General features: G+C 58.5%; 17 protein-coding genes, 2 tRNA genes and 2 pseudogenes. 8 read left to right on the forward strand and 13 right to left on the reverse strand.

Annotated features, from left to right (window positions below; all coding sequences use genetic code 11):
- Positions 1-146 precede the first annotated feature (146 nt).
- From JFU47_RS33660 to JFU47_RS22080, 3 genes and pseudogenes are all read left to right on the forward strand, one after another.
- A pseudogene (locus tag JFU47_RS33660) lies at positions 147-785 on the forward strand (PAS domain-containing protein); the annotation flags it as partial.
- 150 nt (positions 786-935) lie between these two features.
- Positions 936-1,373: pseudogene (locus JFU47_RS33665) on the forward strand (methyl-accepting chemotaxis protein); the annotation flags it as partial.
- 57 nt (positions 1,374-1,430) lie between these two features.
- Positions 1,431-2,030 carry a flavin reductase family protein gene (locus JFU47_RS22080; RefSeq protein ID WP_201185684.1) on the forward strand — a complete coding sequence of 200 codons (600 nt, stop codon included), beginning with the start codon at positions 1,431-1,433 and terminating at the stop codon, positions 2,028-2,030.
- A gap of 12 nt (positions 2,031-2,042) precedes the next feature.
- Here the strand turns inward: JFU47_RS22080 and JFU47_RS22085 are convergent, their stop codons facing one another.
- Both JFU47_RS22085 and JFU47_RS22090 read right to left on the reverse strand, forming a co-directional pair.
- Positions 2,043-2,411, reverse strand: a complete 369-nt coding sequence (locus JFU47_RS22085; protein ID WP_201185686.1) for a cupin domain-containing protein — start codon at positions 2,409-2,411, stop codon at positions 2,043-2,045.
- Between the two features lie 76 nt (positions 2,412-2,487).
- Positions 2,488-3,297 carry an AraC family transcriptional regulator gene (locus JFU47_RS22090; RefSeq protein ID WP_201185688.1) on the reverse strand — a complete coding sequence of 270 codons (810 nt, stop codon included), beginning with the start codon at positions 3,295-3,297 and terminating at the stop codon, positions 2,488-2,490.
- 164 nt (positions 3,298-3,461) lie between these two features.
- Here JFU47_RS22090 and JFU47_RS22095 point away from each other — a divergent pair, with 164 nt between their 5' ends.
- The 3 genes from JFU47_RS22095 to ddlA all read left to right on the forward strand — a co-directional run bounded on the left by JFU47_RS22095 (position 3,462) and on the right by ddlA (position 5,463).
- Complete coding sequence (locus JFU47_RS22095) at positions 3,462-3,899, forward strand: DUF2975 domain-containing protein (RefSeq protein WP_446739643.1); 438 nt, start codon at positions 3,462-3,464, stop codon at positions 3,897-3,899.
- Positions 3,900-4,028: 129 nt separating this feature from the next.
- A complete protein-coding gene (locus JFU47_RS22100; RefSeq protein WP_123365625.1) occupies positions 4,029-4,241 on the forward strand; it encodes a helix-turn-helix domain-containing protein in 213 nt (70 codons plus the stop codon).
- A 127-nt stretch (positions 4,242-4,368) separates the two neighbouring features.
- Positions 4,369-5,463 carry a D-alanine--D-alanine ligase gene (gene ddlA, locus JFU47_RS22105; RefSeq protein WP_201185690.1) on the forward strand — a complete coding sequence of 365 codons (1,095 nt, stop codon included), beginning with the start codon at positions 4,369-4,371 and terminating at the stop codon, positions 5,461-5,463.
- Between the two features lie 114 nt (positions 5,464-5,577).
- On the opposite strand, the gene JFU47_RS22110 is transcribed toward ddlA, so the two are convergent.
- Together JFU47_RS22110 and ggt are read right to left on the reverse strand one after the other, a co-directional pair.
- Entirely contained in the window at positions 5,578-5,949 is a 372-nt protein-coding gene (locus tag JFU47_RS22110) for a helix-turn-helix domain-containing protein (protein WP_201185692.1), read from the reverse strand.
- A gap of 182 nt (positions 5,950-6,131) precedes the next feature.
- The gene (gene ggt, locus JFU47_RS22115) at positions 6,132-7,964 is read right to left on the reverse strand and encodes a gamma-glutamyltransferase (RefSeq protein WP_201185694.1); all 1,833 of its coding nucleotides are present in this window, start codon (positions 7,962-7,964) and stop codon (positions 6,132-6,134) included.
- 162 nt (positions 7,965-8,126) lie between these two features.
- On the opposite strand from ggt, the gene JFU47_RS22120 reads away from it, so the two are divergent.
- Entirely contained in the window at positions 8,127-9,236 is a 1,110-nt protein-coding gene (locus JFU47_RS22120) for a DUF2817 domain-containing protein (protein WP_201185696.1), read from the forward strand.
- Positions 9,237-9,381: 145 nt separating this feature from the next.
- Here JFU47_RS22120 and JFU47_RS22125 read toward each other — a convergent pair.
- Together JFU47_RS22125 and JFU47_RS22130 are read right to left on the reverse strand one after the other, a co-directional pair.
- Positions 9,382-9,458, reverse strand: a tRNA-Met gene (locus JFU47_RS22125).
- A gap of 116 nt (positions 9,459-9,574) precedes the next feature.
- Positions 9,575-11,632 carry a methyl-accepting chemotaxis protein gene (locus tag JFU47_RS22130; protein ID WP_201185698.1) on the reverse strand — a complete coding sequence of 686 codons (2,058 nt, stop codon included), beginning with the start codon at positions 11,630-11,632 and terminating at the stop codon, positions 9,575-9,577.
- Positions 11,633-11,963: 331 nt separating this feature from the next.
- On the opposite strand from JFU47_RS22130, the gene JFU47_RS22135 reads away from it, so the two are divergent.
- Complete coding sequence (locus tag JFU47_RS22135; RefSeq protein WP_140677912.1) at positions 11,964-13,181, forward strand: MFS transporter; 1,218 nt, start codon at positions 11,964-11,966, stop codon at positions 13,179-13,181.
- Positions 13,182-13,382: 201 nt separating this feature from the next.
- Here the strand turns inward: JFU47_RS22135 and ychF are convergent, their stop codons facing one another.
- From ychF to lolB, 7 genes are all read right to left on the reverse strand, one after another.
- Entirely contained in the window at positions 13,383-14,483 is a 1,101-nt protein-coding gene (ychF, locus tag JFU47_RS22140; protein ID WP_134419017.1) for a redox-regulated ATPase YchF, read from the reverse strand.
- Between the two features lie 22 nt (positions 14,484-14,505).
- Positions 14,506-15,090, reverse strand: coding sequence for an aminoacyl-tRNA hydrolase (pth, locus tag JFU47_RS22145; protein WP_046030136.1), 585 nt, complete (start codon positions 15,088-15,090; stop codon positions 14,506-14,508).
- A 169-nt stretch (positions 15,091-15,259) separates the two neighbouring features.
- Entirely contained in the window at positions 15,260-15,865 is a 606-nt protein-coding gene (locus JFU47_RS22150) for a 50S ribosomal protein L25/general stress protein Ctc (RefSeq protein ID WP_201185700.1), read from the reverse strand.
- A gap of 141 nt (positions 15,866-16,006) precedes the next feature.
- On the reverse strand, positions 16,007-16,948 hold the full coding sequence (locus JFU47_RS22155; RefSeq protein WP_003208392.1) for a ribose-phosphate pyrophosphokinase: 942 nt from the start codon (positions 16,946-16,948) through the stop codon (positions 16,007-16,009).
- Positions 16,949-16,993: 45 nt separating this feature from the next.
- A tRNA-Gln gene (locus JFU47_RS22160) sits at positions 16,994-17,068 on the reverse strand.
- A gap of 37 nt (positions 17,069-17,105) precedes the next feature.
- Complete coding sequence (ispE, locus tag JFU47_RS22165) at positions 17,106-17,957, reverse strand: 4-(cytidine 5'-diphospho)-2-C-methyl-D-erythritol kinase (protein WP_046053453.1); 852 nt, start codon at positions 17,955-17,957, stop codon at positions 17,106-17,108.
- Between the two features lie 2 nt (positions 17,958-17,959).
- A complete protein-coding gene (gene lolB / locus JFU47_RS22170) occupies positions 17,960-18,577 on the reverse strand; it encodes a lipoprotein insertase outer membrane protein LolB (protein ID WP_201185702.1) in 618 nt (205 codons plus the stop codon).
- Positions 18,578-18,579 lie beyond the last annotated feature (2 nt).

Consider the following 18,579-nt stretch of genomic DNA (forward strand, 5'->3'; position numbering starts at 1 on the left):
AGGCCGATGGTTAGGCTGCATGCCGCTTTTTATCCCTGTCCATCGGTGTATCCCCCATGTTCAACAAACGCTTGAAGCAGGAGCTGTCGGCTCTTCGCGAAGAACTCTCCAGCCTCCAGCAAGTGAAGGAAAGTCTGGAAAGCGAGATGCTGGTCCTGACCCTCGATGCCGATGGGCGGATTCAATCGGTCAACCAGAACTTCATCGGCGAGATGCTCTACAAAAGCAGCGACCTGATAGGGCGACACATCGAAGACATCGTCCCGGCCCATGTGAAGTCGGACGAATTCCACCGCCGCTTCAAGACCGCGCTGACCCGTGGCGAGCACTTTGCCGGCACGGTGCGTTTGTTGCGCGGCAATGGCCAGGAAGCCTGGCTGCGTTCGATCGTGCAGCCGGTTCGGTCCGCGGACGGCCGGATCAAACACTTCTCGATTTACTCCAGTGACCTGACCCGCACCATCGAGGCGTCTCGTGAGCATGAGAACCTGATCGGCGCCCTCGTGCGTTCCACGGCAGTGATCGAGTTCGATCTCAATGGCAACGTGTTGGCGGCCAACGAACGGTTTCTCAGCGGCATGGGTTACAGCCTGGCGCAGATCAAGGGCAAACATCACCGCACTTTCTGCGAACCGGAGGACTACAACAGCACCGCGTACCAGGACTTTTGGCGCCGCTTGAATGCAGGCGAGTTCGTCGCCGCCCGTTTCAAGCGCATCGATAGCCACGGTCGCGTGGTCTGGCTGGAGGCTTCCTATAACCCGGTGGTCGACGCCAACAACAAGCTCTACAAAGTGGTGAAGTTCGCCACGGTGATTACCGATCAGGTCAATCAGGAGCAAGCCGTCGCCGAAGCGGCCAACATTGCCTACAGCACCTCGCAGCAAACCGACAGCAGCGCGCAACGCGGTAACTCCGTAGTGACTCAGGCGGTCAACGTGATGCGTGACCTTGCCAAGCACATGCAGACCGCCGGCGAAGGCATCGAAGCGCTGAACGAGCAGTCGCTGGTGATCGGCACCATCGTCAAAACCATTAGCGGGATTGCCGAACAGACCAACCTGCTGGCGCTCAACGCCGCCATCGAAGCGGCTCGGGCCGGGGAACAGGGGCGGGGGTTTGCGGTAGTGGCGGATGAGGTCCGGCAATTGGCTTCGCGCACCAGCCAGGCAACCGATGAGATTGTCGGCGTAGTGCGTCAGAACCAGGACATGGCACGCAACGCCGTGGCGCTGATGACCGAGGGCAAACTCCAGGCTGAACAAGGGCTGGCGCTGGCGGCAGAGGCGGGGACGGTGATTGTCGAGATTCAGGACGGCGCACAGAAAGTGGTGAACGCGGTCGGCCAGTTTGCCAATCAGTTGGCGACTTGATGCCTGCCATCGCGGCGTAAATCGCTACAATCGGCGTTTTCCCCAGGAGTCGCCATCATGAGCGTTTCTCACCGCCGTCCGGTTCCCTTGACCAAGGCTTATCGTCTGCTCAATCACGGCCCGACCGTGTTGGTCAGCGCGGCCCATGACGGCCAGCGCAACATCATGGCGGCGGCCTGGGCCATGCCGCTGGATTTCGAGCCGCCGAAAATTGCCGTGGTGCTGGACAAGTCCACCTGGACCCGGCAATTGCTGGAGGCTTCGGGCACGTTTGTGCTCAATGTTCCCTGCGCCGCCCAGGCCGATATCGTCCAGACCGTGGGTTCGACGTCCGGCCTGGAATTGACCCGGGACCAAGGCCGGGACAAATTCCAGGTCTATGGTTTGCCGACTTTCAGCGCTGAATTGATCGATGCGCCAATGCTCGAAGGCTGCGTCGCCTGGCTGGAATGCCGACTGCTGCCGGAGCCCGGCAATCACCAGCAGTACGATCTGTTCCTGGCCGAAGTGATTGCCGCACAGGCAGACGAGCGCGTGTTCAGTGACGGTCGCTGGCACTTCGAAGGGCAAGACGCGTTGCGCACCTTGCACCATGTGGCGGGCGGGCATTTCCTGAAAATCGGCGATCCAGTGGACGGCAAAACCTTGCAGCCGTAAGCAGCCGGCCTTTCACACCCAGACGTCATTCTGCGCCGTGCGCTCGCCACCTTCGTTACCCGTGTTCAGCACACCCTTGGGCTCGATCAGCAGGAGTTTCACCTCCTGCTCGGCGAACGGTTTGTGTTCGACACCTTTTGACACCACATACATTTCGCCAGCGTTCACCAGCACGTGGCCATCGCGAAAATCGATGCGCAATTGCCCTTCGAGGACGATGAAGGTTTCGTCGGTATCCAGGTGATCGTGCCAGATGAAATCCCCCAGCAGTTTCACCACCTTGAACTGGTAGTCGTTCATTTCGGCGATGACCCTGGGCGTCCAGTACGGGCCGATCCTGGAGATTTTTTCAGCGAAGTTCAGGCTTTCGTAAGCTTTCATGAAGCAGCTCTCGTGGTTGATCGTAAATCCACGATAGCCCACGCATCAGTGTGCTTCTTGAACGATTGTGCGTGGCTCAGCGGCGGTGCATTTTCATCCAGCGGGCCGGCGACAAGCCGTAGGTTTTGCTGAACTGCCGGGTCATGTGGCTCTGATCGGTGAAGCCGGCGATCAGCGCGGCGCTGACCAGTGACTGGCCCTGAATCAGCAGTGAGCGGACCAGGTCCAGGCGGCGCATGGTCAGGTATCGATAAGGGCTGGTACCGAACAACAGGCGAAAATCCCGCGACAGACTCCAGCGATCGCGACCGCTGTGTTGCGCCAGTTCTTCCAGCGTCACGGTGCGATCCAGCGCGCTGTGGATGAGTTCCCGCGCGCGTTCGGCGGCCACGTAATCGAAGCTCTGGCGGGTGGCAGACACTCCGGAAACGCTGTTCAAGGCTTGCGCCAGATCGAACAGCGCATCCTGCTCTTCCAGAGGCTCGAGGGGGCAATCGAGGCTTCGCAGCAGCACGGCGGTGGCGGCGAACAAACGTGGATCGGCTGACAGGCCGGTCTTGATAAACGGCAACGGCTGGCCGCCGAGCATCTGCTGGATCAGCGCCGGTTCGATGTACATCATTCGGTACTGGAACCCGGTCTCGGTGCCGGCTTCGCCATCGTGAACTTCGTCCGGGTGCAGCACCATGGTCCCGCCCGGCAGACTGTGGCGCCAGCCACCACGGTACTGAAAACTCTGCACACCGGCCAGCGTGTGGCCGATGGCGTAGGTGTCGTGGCGGTGAAGGTCGTAGCCGTGGCCTGCAAAAAACGCCTCGAAACGCTGAAGCCCGCCGACGTCGGGCGCGCGGTGGAACCAGTCGTGGTGAATGATTTTTTTGCCCATCCGTGGATGCTCGAGTGCATTGAAGCGGTGAGTGGAACATTACCCTAAGGGGGATTTAATGTGTACGGAAGCGTTTCTATATATGTATTGCAGTAATAAATTATTGTTTAACGATAATTTGTAGTTTAGCTTTTGCTCACATTCATTCCCTGTGAGGTATTGCCGTGACTTCCAATCGTCTCGCTCAACTGAGCCAGCGCATGGCTGCTGTGACTCTTTTTCTTATCGTCGCAATGCTGGCGATCAATGTTGTGCTTTGGCTCTTTCCTTTCCTGGCTGCGAAGGATGGATGGGGGCTCGGGTTTGCGCTTACCGATCGCCAACTTTCGCATATCACCGATAAAGCAATGTTGTTCCCGTGGTGGCAAATACTAGGCGGTATTGTGCTGTCGAGCGTGCCATTGCTGGCACTGGCATACGGCTTGGGAAATTTGCGTCGACTGTTCCAGAACTATTCGCGCGGTGAGTATTTCTCCAGTGAGTCGGCTGTTCATTTAGGTCTGGTCGGAAGGGCCGTGGCGCTCTGGGTATTACTCGATTTCCTGTGTGAGCCAGTGCTCAGTTTCTGGGTGACGATGAATGGCCGATCGGTGAACGGCTGATTACCCTCAGTGTCACGGCTCCCACCTTTGTCGCGTTGTTCCTGGCTGCGTGTATATCGATCATTGCGCGTATTCTCAGGCAGGCCAGTGAAGTGGACTCTGAATACCGCACCTTTGTTTGAGATTTTTATGTCAATTGTCATTCAGCTGGACGTGATGCTCGCACTACGTAAAGTCAAATCCAAAGACCTCGCCGCCGCTATCGGCATTACCGAAGCGAACCTGTCGCTGTTGAAGCAGGGCAAGGTCAAGGGGCTGCGCCTGGCGACGCTGGACGCGATTTGCAAACATTTGAATTGTCAGCCGGGTGACCTGTTGATCCATGTGCCTGACGTCGAGTAAAAGTAAGCGCTCCATTGCGCCTGCTTGTTGTGCTGCGTCCACATTTTAACGCCTCGGCGGTGTGTTGCTGGCAGCGGCTAACGACTGTTCGGCAAGCATCTGGTGGTCAATCGTTGAGGAATTCTGAATGAGTAAATTGCGGGTAGGCATTATTTTTGGTGGTCGTTCGGCTGAACACGAAGTGTCGCTGCAATCGGCGAAAAACATCGTCGATGCATTAGATCGGTCGCGCTTCGAACCGGTGCTGATCGGCATCGACAAGCAAGGCCACTGGCATCTGAACGACCCTTCGAATTTCCTGCTCAACCAGGAAAACCCGGCGCTGATTGCCCTTAACCAGTCCAACCGAGAACTGGCCGTCGTGCCGGGCAAGGCCAGTCAGCAATTGGTCGAAACCTCCGGTCAGGAAATGCTGGGGCACGTCGATGTGATCTTTCCGATCGTCCACGGCACCCTGGGCGAAGACGGTTGTCTGCAAGGCTTGCTGCGCATGGCCGATCTGCCGTTTGTCGGCTCCGATGTACTCGGTTCGGCCGTCTGCATGGACAAAGACATCAGCAAGCGCCTGCTGCGTGACGCCGGGTTGGCGGTTACGCCGTTCGTCACCCTGACCCGCGCCACCGCAGCGCGCACCGGATTCGCCGAGGTGCAAGGCAAGCTCGGTCTGCCGCTGTTCGTCAAACCGGCAAACCAGGGATCTTCCGTGGGCGTCAGCAAGGTGAATGACGAAGCCGAGTACACGGCAGCAGTGGAACTGGCCCTGGGTTTCGATGAGAAAGTCCTGGTCGAGTCCGCCGTCCGTGGCCGCGAGATTGAATGTGCCGTGCTCGGCAACGAAGACGCCATCGCCAGCGGTTGCGGCGAGATCGTGGTACGCAGCGGGTTCTATTCCTACGACAGCAAATATATCGACGCTCAAGCGGCTGAAGTCGTGGTGCCGGCAAACATCAGCCTAGAGGCCAGTGAACGCATCCGTGCCCTGGCCGTCGAGGCGTTTCAGGTGCTGGGCTGTTCCGGGCTGGCGCGGGTCGATGTGTTCCTGACCGAGAGTGGCGAAGTGCTGATCAATGAGATCAACTCGTTGCCCGGCTTCACCCGCATCAGCATGTACCCCAAGTTATGGCAGGCCACCGGTATGACGTACAGCGAGCTGGTCAGTCGTTTGATCGAGCTGGCGCTGGAGAAGCATCAGGCGCGACAGGCGCTGAAGATCTCTCGCTAGGTTGAATCAGGCGCGCCGCCGTGAACTCCGAAGTCGTCATCCAGCTCGATGGCGACGCTCACGGCGTCTCATATCTTTTTGGATGTGTCGGCCTGATTCGTCTGCTGACACAGATCAAGCCTGCTTTACCGGCTTGATCAGGCTTTGCACGGATATCCCGAACAAATCGTGAAGTTTCCAGATCATCGGAAGTGTCAACGCACGTTTGCCATTGAGCACTTCATAAACCCGGTTTGTGCGGCCAATGGCGGGTGCGAGGTCAGCAGCAGACAGTCCGGACTGCTCCATACGAAACTTGATTGCATCGATCGGATTGGGCAAGTCCACCGGGAACTGCTTCGATTCATAGGCTTCGATCAGCGTGATCATAATGTCGAAGTAATCACCCTCAGGAGTGCCAGGCTCTGGTTCGTTGTCGAACAGCGCTGACACGTTCTTGAGGGCTGCACGATAGTCCTCGTCGGTGTGAATGGGGCGAATGTTCATGAGTTACTCCATCTCGACGGTATCAGCGTCGATTGTGTCGTACTGTTTGTGAGTGCCGACTCTACCCAAGATGCAGTCACTTGCGGGTAGGAAAAGGCTGCGTGAAGTGGCTGATCAGGATTTATCAGGTGTAAAAAAGGGCCTACCTCCCGGTAAGCCCTCTCTCATTTCCCGCGTATGACTCAATCCCCCAACGCCGCCCCCTCACGACGCGGATCAGCCCCACCCGCCAACGACGTTTTCCCTTGCGCATCCTTCACCCGGACAATTGCCTGGGTCCCGCTGGTCATGTCGATCTCGTTCACACTGTGCCCTTTGTCCTTCAGCGCCTGAATCAGCACCGGGCTGAACTGCCCCTGTTCCAGTTCCGTCGGGCCGTTGCGGCTGCCAAAGTTGGGCAGGCTGATGGCGGCTTGTGGGTCGAGGTTCCAGTCGAGCAGGCCGATGGTGGATTTGGCGACGTACTCGATGATCTGCGAGCCGCCGGGGGAGCCGATGGTGGCGAGGAATTCGCCGCTCTGACGGTCGAAAATCAGGGTCGGTGCCATGGACGAGCGTGGGCGTTTGCCGGGTTCGACCCGGTTGGCAACCTTCTGGCCATTCTCTTCGGGGATGAACGAGAAGTCGGTCATCTGGTTGTTAAGCAGGAAACCCTGAACCATCAGGTGCGAGCCAAACGCGGACTCCACGGTAGTGGTCATGGACACGGCGCCGCCTTCGTCATCCACCGCCACCACTTGCGAGGTGGAGATGCGCAGCGGCGAACGGTCCGGTGCGTAGGCGACCTGAATGCCCGGCGGGGTGCCGGGTTTGGCCATGCCCATGCTGCGATCGCCGATCAGGGCCGCGCGGCCGGCCAGATACCCAGGGTCCACCAGACCTTTGACGGGCACGGGCACGAAATCTGCGTCAGCCACGTACTGTGCGCGGTCGGCGTAGGCCAGGCGTTCGGCCTCCGAAATCAGGTGCACGGCTTCTGGCGCCGGTTCGGTGCCAGCGGGTTTGTTTGTCTTGACCGGTTTGAGCGGCGCCAGGGCAAAACGCGGGTCACGGGTTTCCAGGGCCTGCAAGGTGCCGAGGATCTGTGCCACGGCGATCCCGCCTGACGACGGTGGTGGCATGCCGCAGACCTGCCAGCGTTTGTAGTCGGTGCACAGCGGCGCTCGCTCCTTGGCGCTGTAGCCGTTGAGGTCGTTCAGCGACAGGCTGCCGGGGTTGGCGTGGCCCTGAACTTTGGCGACGATCTCCTGTGCGACGGGGCCTTTGTACAGCGCATCCGGTCCTTCCTTGGCAATGCGTTTGAACACGGCTGCCAGCGCCGGATTTTTCAGTTGCGTGCCTGCGGTTTTCGGGCTGCCATCGGCATTCAGGAAGTAGGCCGCCATGTCCGACGAGCGTCGAATGGACGAGTCCGAGGCGATCAACTGATGAAGGCGTGGCGAGATGGCGAAGCCTTGTTCCGCGAGTTTGATCGCCGGTTCGAACAGCTGCGCCCACGGCAGACGACCGTGTTTCTGATGGGCCAATTCAAGCGCTCGTAACACGCCCGGTGTCCCCACCGAACGGCCGCCGATCTGCGCCTGGGTGAACGGCATCGGTTTGCCGTCGGCTTGCAGGAACAGTTTCTCGGTGGCGCCGGCCGGAGCGGTTTCGCGACCGTCATAAGTACGTACAGCCTTGCCATCCCAGAGCACGATCAACGCGCCACCGCCAATGCCCGAGGATTGCGGCTCGACCAGGGTCAGCACGGCCTGCATCGCAATCGCGGCATCGATTGCGGAACCGCCCCGACGCAACATCTCCCGCCCGGCCTCGGCCGCCAGCGGATTGGCCGCGGCCGCCATGTGTTTTGAGGCGTGTTGGGTTTGCAGGTCGGTGCGATATCCCGACGCGACTTCCGGCGCAACCGGCAACGTCGAAGAGGTCGGGGCGCTACAGGCTGTGAGGGTTAAAGCAGCGGCGATCAGCGAAAAGGCTGACAGGCGATAGTGGCTCAAGTGGAAGGTTGAGAACACGCGGGGCACTCCGTCCGTGGGAAAGATCAGGGGACTTTATCGGCGGACAGGGAGTGACGCAAACCAAGGCTCATAGCAAGATGTTTTTGCCCTTCATGAGTCGACGGATTTTCTGTAGGGTCGAGGGCAACAGACTGGCCAGAAGATCAACAAGAGGCAGACATGCAGAACGAATTCCCGACCCAACCCAGTTACCGCACCCAGCGTGATCAATTCCTGGCCGCCGCGACCGGGGCCGGTGCGACGCTGACCGAGTACCCGCACCCACTCAAAGGGCCGTTCGGTGAGTCGCTGAGCACCGATGTGGCCGTGCTGGGTGACCCGGGCGCGAAGCGGCTGCTGATTGCACTCAGCGGTACCCATGGGGTCGAGGGCTTCTATGGTTCGGGATGTCAGATCAAGTGGTTGCAGGAATTGGGCAAGCGTTCGCTGCCGACCGATGTCGCGGTGGTGATGATCCACCTGATCAACCCGTGGGGCACTGCGTGGCTGCGTCGGGTCAACGAAGACAACATCGACTTGAACCGCAATCACCTGAACTTCGGGCGTCCACTGCCAGATAATCAGGCCTACGAAGCGCTGCATGAAATCTATGCCTGCACGCAGTTGCAGGGCCCGGAGCGTGATCGCGCCGATGCCTTGCTCGAGGCGCAGATCAGCGAGCACGGTTGGCCAGCGGTAATGTCGATTGTCGAGGGTGGCCAGCACCGTCATCCCGATGGTTTGTTCTACGGCGGACTGGCACCGAGCTGGTCGAACCGCACGTTGCATCAGATCATTCAAAAGCATGTTTCCCATGCCGAAGTGGCCATGTGTTTCGACTTGCACACCGGCGCGGGGGAATACGGTCATCCGATGTTGCTGACCATTACCGAGTCGGCGTATCCAGCACTTGCGGATGCGCAGGCCATCTATGGTCCCTGGCTCTATACCTTGCACACGGGCGCCGACACACTGAGCGAAACCGGCGTTGCAGCCACCGCCACCGGCTACACCTCACAAGCGTTGATCAACGCGCTGCCGCACGTGCGGTTGATGCCCTTTGTGATCGAGTGCGGGACATATCCCGGCGCCGAGGTTCATCGTCATCTGCGCGATGATCACTGGCTGCATCTGCATGGCAATCCGAGTGATGCAGTGGGGCGCGGGATCAAACTGAATCTGGTTGAGCAGTTCTATCCGGCCGACAGCGACTGGCAGGCGATGGTCTGGCTGCGCACCTGGCAGATTTGGGAACGGGCGCTGTCGGCGTTGCCAGCGATTCGTTTCTGACGCGACCTGCGGGGGAGGTGGGTTCTTGTTGCCGGAACTTATGCGGTTCAACTCTTATTGAACCGCAGCATGCTTTCTTCGTCGTAGGCACTTTTCTCGAGGCATAAAAAAACGGCCTACCTTTCGGTAAGCCGTTTTTAGTACTTGGTGGCTACACAGGGACTTGAACCCCGGACCCCAGCATTATGAATGCTATGCTCTAACCAACTGAGCTATGTAGCCAAGTGGCGCGCATTATTGGCTCGTAACAGAGATGTGTCAAGCGTAAATCTAAAATATTTCTCTACGCTTTCAACCGCTTATCCGCCTGACCCGAAAAAACGGGCCAGGGGAGGGTATCAACTGAGCTGAAATCTCCCGGTATTGGCACTCAAGGCCTTGCTGCCCTGGCTCAAGGTGTCCGCTGCCAGGTTCACCGCCCGCGCGCCTTCGAGCAAGCGTACCGCCGCCTGATCAACCTGCTGGATGTTGCCGCTGACCTCGTCGGCGGTGGTCGCTTGCTCGTCGACCGCTGTGGCGATCTGCGCCAGGGTGTCGGTGACGCTCTGCACGGCACTGGCGATTTCCCCCAGGCGTTCGCCGAGGCCAGTGACGGCCTGGGCGTCGGACTGAGCCTGGCCGCAAGCGGCTTCCATCAGGCTCACCGCTTCGTTTACGGTGCTGCGCAGGCTGTCGACAGTGCCGGCAATCTGCGCAGTGGAGGATTGGGTGCGTTGCGACAGGCTGCGCACTTCATCGGCCACTACCGCAAAGCCACGACCTTGCTCACCCGCGCGAGCGGCCTCGATGGCGGCATTAAGTGCCAACAGATTCGTCTGCTCGGCAACCCCGCGAATGGTGTCCACCACCAACTGAATCTGCTGCCCTTGCTCACTGACCCGGCCCAGTGCCGCAGCGGTGTCGTTCAAGCGCTGATTGAGTTGCTGAATGCTCGCCGTCGTGCGCTGGCTGTCACGGCTGCTGTCGGCGGCGATGCGCTGGGTGTGCTGAGCGCTGCCGGAGGCCTGTTCGCAACTCTGGGCGACCCCTTGCGAGGTCGCGGCCAATTGCGTGGCCGCCGCCGCGATCTGGCTGATCTGTAACTGCTGGGCTTCGACTTCTCCAAGGGCTCCACTGGAGTGATGGTTGAGGGTGCGCACCGCGTTACTCAGCTGCAAAGTTTCATGATCGACCCCCAGCAGGCTGTTGCGCAGTTGCACCACCGCGACGTTGAGGGCGGTGCTGATAGCGGCCAGTTCGTCGCGGCCTTCCACCGGTACTTGCAAGCTAAGATTGCCGTCGCGCAAGGCTTCGGCCAGCAGGGTAATGCCGCTGGCGCTGCGACGGATCGAGGCCTGCAAGCAGATGAACAAATACAGCGCGGCCAAGAGCAGGCAGCCAAAAATGGTCGCTACCAGGATGAACTGGCGGATGGCAGAACCGTGGTAATAGTCCAGACGTTGATCCAGCGACACCAACGACTGCTGGCGCAGCGAAGCGAGGTCGGAGAGCAGGGTGTCGAGGCTGCGTTCGAACTCTTCCGGCTTGAGCTTGATGCTGCCGCCGAACACGCCGTCATCAAGGACTTTCAATTCGGCGTCCAGGTGCTTGAGGCTGTCATGGTATTGCCCGGCCCAGGCTTGCAACGCGCTGGGCAGTCGCGCTTCCAGCAGGCTTGCGGTTTTGACCAGCTGCTCCCGGGCATCGCCGATGCGGCTGCGCAAGTCGCGCAGTTGCAGACGGCTTTGCAGGGTGAACTGTCCGGATACTACTGACGCCTGGCCGACGCTGGCGAGACGGCCGACTCGTTCAATCAGGTCTGGCGCGTGCTGCGTGGAGATCTGGGTCAGCAGATAGGTTTCCAGCCACGGCGCCAACGTCAGGCGATTATCCATGGCGATCTGCTCGCGCAAGGCTTGCAGAGCACTCAAGGCATTGGTGAAACGATCGTAACCGTCCGGCCACCAACCGACGCTGCTCAGGCTTTTCGAATCCAGGCCATTGAGGGCGGTTTGCAGGGCTTGATAACGGGTCAGGGTTTCGCCCTCGGCGCCTTCTATTTGCAGTGCGTTGCCGAGGTCCGAGGTGGCTTGGGCGACGGCTGGCTGAACCGTATCGAAAGCAGCCATCGCCGCGATCGTCGCGGGTGTCGGCTGGCGATTGGTTTCCGTGGCGCGCCAGCGAGCCGCGCGGTCACGCTGGGCGGCGAGCAGGTTATCGAGAGCATCCAGGGCGAGCAGTTGCCGAACCCCGGCACGTTCGCCGGAGATCAGGTTCAGTTTGTCGCGATAGTCCTGACCGATCATCCACAGACTGCCCGTCAGCGGCAGGATAAACAGCAGAAACAACAGCTGAAATTTGCGTGCGAAGCCAAAACGCCCCAGCAACCCGATCCCCGGTGATAAAAAAGCCTGCATGCCCCATGACTCCTCTGGACACCACGCGCCATTGGCGTGCGTCGCAACCGTTGCGGTCGCGACCTGTGCCCTTTTAAAAGGCCTCGAAAGTTCACCCTCGTCAGCTCTGTAGGCCGACTCTGTGGTGAAACTTCCCATTCTCGGTCCCCTTTGTAAGGGGCCGCGTTGAAGCGGATTACCAAGGCAAGATTCAGACCATGGCGTTGCGCTATCACCTTTTCAGCGATGAAATCGAGGTCGTTAGCAGGCTAAGGGGATGGCGCTGCTGCACCGAAAAATGGCACATTGACGCACCTGCCTGTGTGCACCCATCTGTTGTACGGAAACTCTTATGGCTATCAGCAATGTCCAGACCGGCGCGCAGCCGGCATCCGCGACTTCACAAAGCAGCCCTTTGGTCATGCGCATCATCGGCGCCGTGGCGCTGGCGCATTTGATCAACGACTTGATCCAGTCGGTGCTGCCGTCGATCTATCCGATGCTCAAGGCCAACTATGGCCTGACCTTTACCCAGGTGGGCTTGATCACTTTGACGTTCCAGCTGACGGCTTCGCTGTTGCAGCCGTGGGTCGGTTACTACACTGATCGGCACCCCAAACCCTGGCTGCTACCCGCCGGGACGGTTTGCACATTGATCGGTATTTTGATGATGTCGGTGGTCGGCAGTTTTCCGATGATTTTGCTGGCAGCAGGATTGATCGGTATCGGCTCCTCGACCTTTCACCCGGAAGCTTCTCGCGTGGCGCGACTGGCCTCGGGCGGGCGATTTGGCCTGGCGCAATCGACCTTTCAGGTGGGTGGTAATGCGGGCTCGGCCTTTGGGCCGTTACTGGCAGCGGCGATCATCATTCCATACGGTCAGGGCCATGTAGCCTGGTTCGGATTGTTCGCGGTGTTTGCGCTGTTCGTGCTCTATCGGATCAGCCGCTGGTACGCCAACCACTTGAGCCTGTTCAAACTCAAGCAAGGCCAGGCGGCGACGCATGGCTTGTCGAAGAACCGCGTGATCAGTGCACTGGTGGTACTCGGGCTGCTGGTGTTCTCCAAGTATTTCTACATGGCCAGCTTCACCAGTTACTTCACCTTTTACCTGATCGAGAAATTCGACCTGTCGGTGGCCAGTTCGCAGTTGCACCTGTTCCTGTTTCTCGGAGCGGTAGCGGCGGGGACCTTCTTCGGTGGGCCGATCGGCGACAAGATCGGGCGTAAGGCGGTGATCTGGTTCTCAATCCTCGGCGTAGCGCCGTTCACCCTGATCCTGCCTCATGTCGACCTGTTCTGGACCAGCATCCTCAGCGTCGTGATCGGCTTCATCCTGGCGTCAGCTTTCTCGGCGATCGTGGTGTATGCCCAGGAGCTGGTGCCGGGCAATGTCGGGATGATTGCCGGGGTGTTCTTCGGATTGATGTTCGGCTTTGGCGGGATTGGTGCGGCGTTGCTTGGGCATCTGGCGGATGTTCACGGTATCGAATACGTGTACTTGCTGTGTTCGTTCTTGCCGTTGTTCGGTGTGCTGGCGATCTTCCTGCCAAGAACCAAAAAGGCCTGATCCCCACAAATCCCCCCTGTGGGAGCGAGCCTGCTCGCGAAGGCGTCGGCACATCCAACATCAATGTGCCTGACACATCGCTTTCGCGAGCAGGCTCGCTCCCACATTGGTTTTGTGGTGTGTAGATGATTATTACAGGCACAAAAAAGCCGCGTATCAAACGCGGCTTTTTCTTGGGCGGGTGCTTCGTTCTGAATAAAGTTACACGTTGAAACGGAAGTGCATCACATCGCCGTCTTTAACAATGTAGTCCTTGCCTTCCAAACGCCATTTACCGGCTTCTTTAGTGCCGGCTTCGCCCTTGTACTGGATGAAGTCGTCATAGGCGATGACTTCGGCGCGGATGAAGCCTTTTTCGAAGTCGGTGTGGATCACACCAGCGGCTTGCGGTGCTGTAGCACCGACGCGGACGGTCCAGGCGCGGACTTCTTCGACACCGGCGGTGAAGTAGGTCTGCAGGTGCAGCATTTCGTAGCCGGCGCGGATTACGCGGTTCAGGCCAGGTTCTTCGAGGCCCAGGGCTTCGAGGAACATGTCTTTCTCTTCGCCGTCATCCAGCTCGGCGATTTCGGCTTCGATCTTGTTGCAGACCGGAACCACCATGGCGCCTTCTTCTTCGGCGATGGCTTTGACGATGTCCAGCAGCGGGTTGTTCTCGAAACCGTCTTCAGCGACGTTGGCGATGTACATGACCGGCTTGGTGGTCAGCAGGTGGAAACCACGAATCACCGCTTTGTCGTCGGCGCCCATGGTCTTCATCAGCGTACGAGCAGGCTTGCCGAGGGTGAAGTGAGCGATCAATTGCTCCAGCAGGCCTTTCTGGACCACGGCGTCCTTGTCACCACCCTTGGCATTGCGGGCGACTTTCTGCAGTTGCTTCTCGCAGCTGTCGAGGTCGGCGAAGATCAGTTCCAGGTCGATGATTTCGATGTCGCGTTTCGGGTCGACGCTGTTGGAGACGTGAATCACGTTCTCGTCTTCGAAGCAGCGGACTACGTGCGCGATGGCATCGGTCTCGCGGATGTTGGCGAGGAACTTGTTGCCCAGGCCTTCACCTTTCGAGGCGCCGGCTACCAGGCCTGCGATGTCGACGAATTCCATGGTGGTCGGCAAGATGCGCTTTGGATTGACGATGGCCGCCAGGGCTTCCAGACGCGAATCCGGCATCGGCACGATACCGGTGTTCGGTTCGATGGTGCAGAAGGGGAAGTTCTCGGCCGCGATCCCGGATTTGGTCAGGGCGTTGAATAGGGTGGACTTGCCGACGTTAGGCAGGCCGACGATGCCGCAATTGAATCCCATGGTGTTTTCCCCGAGGAGTGAGTCAGGCCTTCTGGCTGTGCAGGTTTTTCATCGCGCGGTTCCATTCCCCGGCGAGGATATCCGGCAGCACGCCGAGGGCAAAGTCGATGCTGGCATCGAGTTTTTCCTGTTCGGCGCGTGGCGCACGACCCAGGACGAAATTTGAAACCATACTGGCAACGCCCGGGTGGCCAATGCCAAGCCGCAAGCGGTGAAAGGTATTCTGATTGCCCAGTTGCGCGATGATGTCGCGCAACCCGTTGTGACCGCCATGGCCGCCGCCCTGTTTGAGCTTGGCAACGCCCGGTGGCAGGTCGAGTTCGTCATGCGCCACCAGGATTTCTTCAGGCTTGATGCGGAAGAAGCCGGCAAGTGCCGCGACGGCCTGGCCGCTGCGGTTCATGTAGGTGGTGGGAATCAGCAGGCGAACATCCTGACCCTGATGCGAATAGCGCCCGGTCAGGCCGAAATATTTGCGATCCGCCACAAGGTTTACGCCTTGTGCGTTCGCGATGCGCTCAACAAAAAGGGCCCCTGCGTTATGCCGGGTCTGTTCGTATTCAGCGCCTGGATTTCCCAGGCCAACGATCAGTTTGATGGCAGTCACGATAGGGGCCCTTCCTTGGAGTGGTGGATAACATCGCCGCCTTCAGGGAGTGCGGCGAAAGTGGACGACAAGTGCTCATTTACCATTATGTAAACTCCGCGTTCTCGCCCGCTTTCTCGCTACGCTCTAGTCCGCGATGTTTCCGGTCACTCCGGCGAACAGAGTGAAATTACTCTGCTGCGCCTTCTTCAGTAGTAGCTTCTGGAGCAACACGTGGAGCGTGGACGTTGGCAACAGCCTTGTCATCACCGTGTGCCAGAGCAACAAACTCAACGCCTTTAGGGGCTTTGAGGTCAGACAGGTGAATGATCGAACCGATTTCGGCGTTAGCCAGGTCGACTTCGATGAATTCAGGCAGGTCTTTCGGCAGGCACGAAATTTCGATTTCAGCGACAACGTGCGAAACTTCGCCGCCTTTCTTGATCGGCGCTTCTTCACCAACAAAGTGTACAGGCACGGTAGCGGTCAGTTTCTGGCCAGCTACAACGCGTACGAAGTCAGCGTGCAACACGTGGCCTTTGGCCGGGTGACGCTGCAGAGCTTTGATGATTACGTTTTGCTTGGTGCCGCCAACGTTCAGCTCGATGATGTGGCTGTAAGCCGCTTCGTTTTCGAGCAGTTTGGCAACTTCTTTAGCCAGCATGCTGATGGATTCAGGGGCTTTTTCGCCACCGTAAACTACAGCAGGTACCAGGCTTGCGAGACGACGCAGGCGGCGGCTCGCACCTTTCCCCAGGTCGGAACGCACTTCAGCATTCAGAGTAAATTCGTTCATGTTGTATCTCCAAAATAACCACATTCGCCCCAGCGTTTGCGACCAGCGCTAAAGGCGATATGGGCAAAAAAGCCCCGCCCCGACAGGAATGCCGGGGCGGGGCGCTTTTCGTCAACGAGATATTCGAGAAGGGCAGGGCCCTTAACGGAACATCGCGCTGATCGATTCTTCGTTGCTGATGCGGCGAACCGCTTCGGCAACTACCGGCGCGATATCCAGTTGACGGATACGCGAGCAGGCTTGAGCAGCAGCGGACAACGGGATGGTGTTAGTCACCACCAGTTCGTCCAGCATGGAATTTTCGATGTTTTCGATCGCCCGACCGGACAGCACAGGGTGTGTACAGTAGGCGAAAACCTTGGCAGCGCCATGCTCTTTCAGGGCCTTGGCCGCGTGGCACAGAGTGCCGGCGGTATCGACCATGTCATCGACCAGAATACAGGTACGCCCTTCGACATCACCGATGATATGCATCACTTCAGAGTGATTGGCTTTCTCACGGCGTTTGTCGATGATCCCGAGATCCACGCCCAGGGATTTGGCAACAGCACGTGCACGCACGACGCCGCCAATGTCCGGGGACACGATCATCAGGTTTTCGAAGCGCTGATCTTCAATGTCATCCACCAATACTGGGGAGCCGTAGATGTTATCTACCGGAATATCGAAGAAACCCTGGATTTGGTCAGCATGCAGATCAACCGTGAGAACACGGTCGATGCCGACTACGGTAAGCATGTCAGCAACGACTTTCGCGCTGATAGCCACACGTGCGGAACGCGGACGGCGATCCTGACGGGCATAACCAAAGTAAGGAATAACAGCAGTGATACGAGTAGCCGAGGAGCGGCGGAAGGCATCAGCCATCACTACCAGTTCCATCAGGTTATCGTTGGTCGGAGCGCAAGTCGGCTGAATAATGAAGACATCTTTACCGCGGACGTTTTCATTGATCTCGGCAGTAATTTCGCCGTCGGAGAACTTACCGACAGAGATGTCACCGAGAGGGATATGCAGCTGACGTACAACACGCCGAGCCAGATCGGGGTTAGCGTTCCCCGTAAAGACCATCATCTTGGACACGCGCAGTACCTAGAGGCTGAGGGTAACCTGGATGAGTATAGAAAATGGCAGGGGCGGCTGGATTCGAACCAACGCATGGCAGGATCAAAACCTGCTGCCTTACCGCTTGGCGACGCCCCTGTATCTGTTGCAACGAGTACCCAGTACTCGGTTCCTTTTAGAGCAGACTTTGCAGCTTGCGATGCAACATCGAAACGTTGCTTCCCTTTGCTACAAACCCTGTAAGGGTCTCTGTAAGAAGGGCCGAGACTTTATCAGCTTCAGCTTTGCTTGGGAAGCCCCCAAACACACAACTTCCAGTTCCGGTGAGTTTTGCTTCGGTAAATTTACCTAACAAATTCAATGCGTTACGTACATCTGGGTAACGCCTTGCTACCACCGGTAAGCAGTCATTTCGACTGTTTCCCTTGGGAACGGGGCGCACTTTAATGGGAGAAGAGTTACGTGTCAACAACGGATCTGAAAAAATTTCTGCTGTACTTACAGAGACTTGCGGCACAAGCACGAGATACCACGGTTCTTCGGGGTCTACAGGGGTCAGTTTCTCCCCCACGCCTTCGGCAAAAGCCGCGTGCCCACGCACGAAAACCGGGACGTCCGCGCCAAGCGTCAGGCCCAGCACGGCCAGTCGATCCTCATCCCAACCCAATTGCCAAAGATGATTGAGGCCGAGCAAAGTGGTCGCGGCATTTGAACTGCCACCACCGATGCCACCGCCCATGGGCAGAATTTTTTCGATCCAGATGTCGATACCGAGCGAACAACCGGATTGCTCCTGAAGTTTTTTTGCAGCTCGAACAATCAGATTGCTGTCGTGAGGAACGCCATCGAATTCGGTGTGCAATCGAATCACACCGTCATCACGAACAGCGAACGTGATTTCATCGCCGTAATCGAGAAACTGAAAAATAGTCTGCAACTCGTGATAACCGTCTTCACGGCGACCGAGGATGTGCAGCATCAGATTGAGTTTGGCCGGGGAGGGCAGCGTCAAGCGCGGAGCGGTCATGTTCACTGCCCCAGTTTGCGAGGTTGCCATTCCTTGATCACCAGCGTGACGTCAAGGTCGGTGCCGTGCAGTTTGATCCGCTCGGGCAGCCAAAAGCCGTTTTGCTCGGCATAGCTGAGATATTCGACTTGCCAGCCATCCTGCTCAAGATTGGAAAGGCGGCTGTCGGCATCCAGCGTCAGACGGCTTTTGCTGTCCGGGGCCGGGAGCCCGCGAACCCACCAGGCCAGATTCGACACCGGTAACTTCCAGCCCAGCTGTTCTTCAACCAGTACTTCAGGCGTCGGCGCTTCATAGCGGCCCTGGTTGGCGACTTCCAGCGAGACTTTGCCGGGGCGGCCGGTCAGGCGTGCTGCGCCGCGACCCAGGGGGCCGGAGAGGCGAATGTCGTAGTAATCCTGTCGCTGCAGCCAGAACAACGTGCCGCTGCCCGAGTCTTTCGGGGCGCGAATGCCGATCTTGCCGTTGATCTGCCAGCCGTCGAGGCTGGTCAGTTGCTGTTTGTAAACGCGCCATTGGGCCGGGTTGCCTTGACCCTGGACTGATTCGCGGGCACCGAAGCCCGCGCAACCGGCGAGCAGGGCGATGAAACTGAAAACAATGAGGTGGCGCAAAAACATAA

This window comes from Pseudomonas sp. TH39(2020), assembly GCF_016650715.1.
Classification (GTDB): Bacteria; Pseudomonadota; Gammaproteobacteria; order Pseudomonadales; family Pseudomonadaceae; genus Aquipseudomonas; species Aquipseudomonas mandelii_C.

What these genes read in the sequence shown, in the direction of transcription:
- JFU47_RS22080 (WP_201185684.1), top strand. Translation starts at nt 1,431, where the DNA reads ATGAGCGTTTCTCACCGCCGTCCGGTTCCCTTGACCAAGGCTTATCGT.
- JFU47_RS22130 (WP_201185698.1), bottom strand. Translation starts at nt 11,632, where the DNA reads ATGCAGGCTTTTTTATCACCGGGGATCGGGTTGCTGGGGCGTTTTGGC.
- JFU47_RS22110 (WP_201185692.1), bottom strand. Translation starts at nt 5,949, where the DNA reads ATGAACATTCGCCCCATTCACACCGACGAGGACTATCGTGCAGCCCTC.
- JFU47_RS22100 (WP_123365625.1), top strand. Translation starts at nt 4,029, where the DNA reads ATGTCAATTGTCATTCAGCTGGACGTGATGCTCGCACTACGTAAAGTC.
- ispE (WP_046053453.1), bottom strand. Translation starts at nt 17,957, where the DNA reads ATGACCGCTCCGCGCTTGACGCTGCCCTCCCCGGCCAAACTCAATCTG.
- JFU47_RS22120 (WP_201185696.1), top strand. Translation starts at nt 8,127, where the DNA reads ATGCAGAACGAATTCCCGACCCAACCCAGTTACCGCACCCAGCGTGAT.
- JFU47_RS22085 (WP_201185686.1), bottom strand. Translation starts at nt 2,411, where the DNA reads ATGAAAGCTTACGAAAGCCTGAACTTCGCTGAAAAAATCTCCAGGATC.
- ddlA (WP_201185690.1), top strand. Translation starts at nt 4,369, where the DNA reads ATGAGTAAATTGCGGGTAGGCATTATTTTTGGTGGTCGTTCGGCTGAA.
- lolB (WP_201185702.1), bottom strand. Translation starts at nt 18,577, where the DNA reads ATGTTTTTGCGCCACCTCATTGTTTTCAGTTTCATCGCCCTGCTCGCC.
- JFU47_RS22135 (WP_140677912.1), top strand. Translation starts at nt 11,964, where the DNA reads ATGGCTATCAGCAATGTCCAGACCGGCGCGCAGCCGGCATCCGCGACT.
- ychF (WP_134419017.1), bottom strand. Translation starts at nt 14,483, where the DNA reads ATGGGATTCAATTGCGGCATCGTCGGCCTGCCTAACGTCGGCAAGTCC.
- JFU47_RS22150 (WP_201185700.1), bottom strand. Translation starts at nt 15,865, where the DNA reads ATGAACGAATTTACTCTGAATGCTGAAGTGCGTTCCGACCTGGGGAAA.
- JFU47_RS22090 (WP_201185688.1), bottom strand. Translation starts at nt 3,297, where the DNA reads ATGGGCAAAAAAATCATTCACCACGACTGGTTCCACCGCGCGCCCGAC.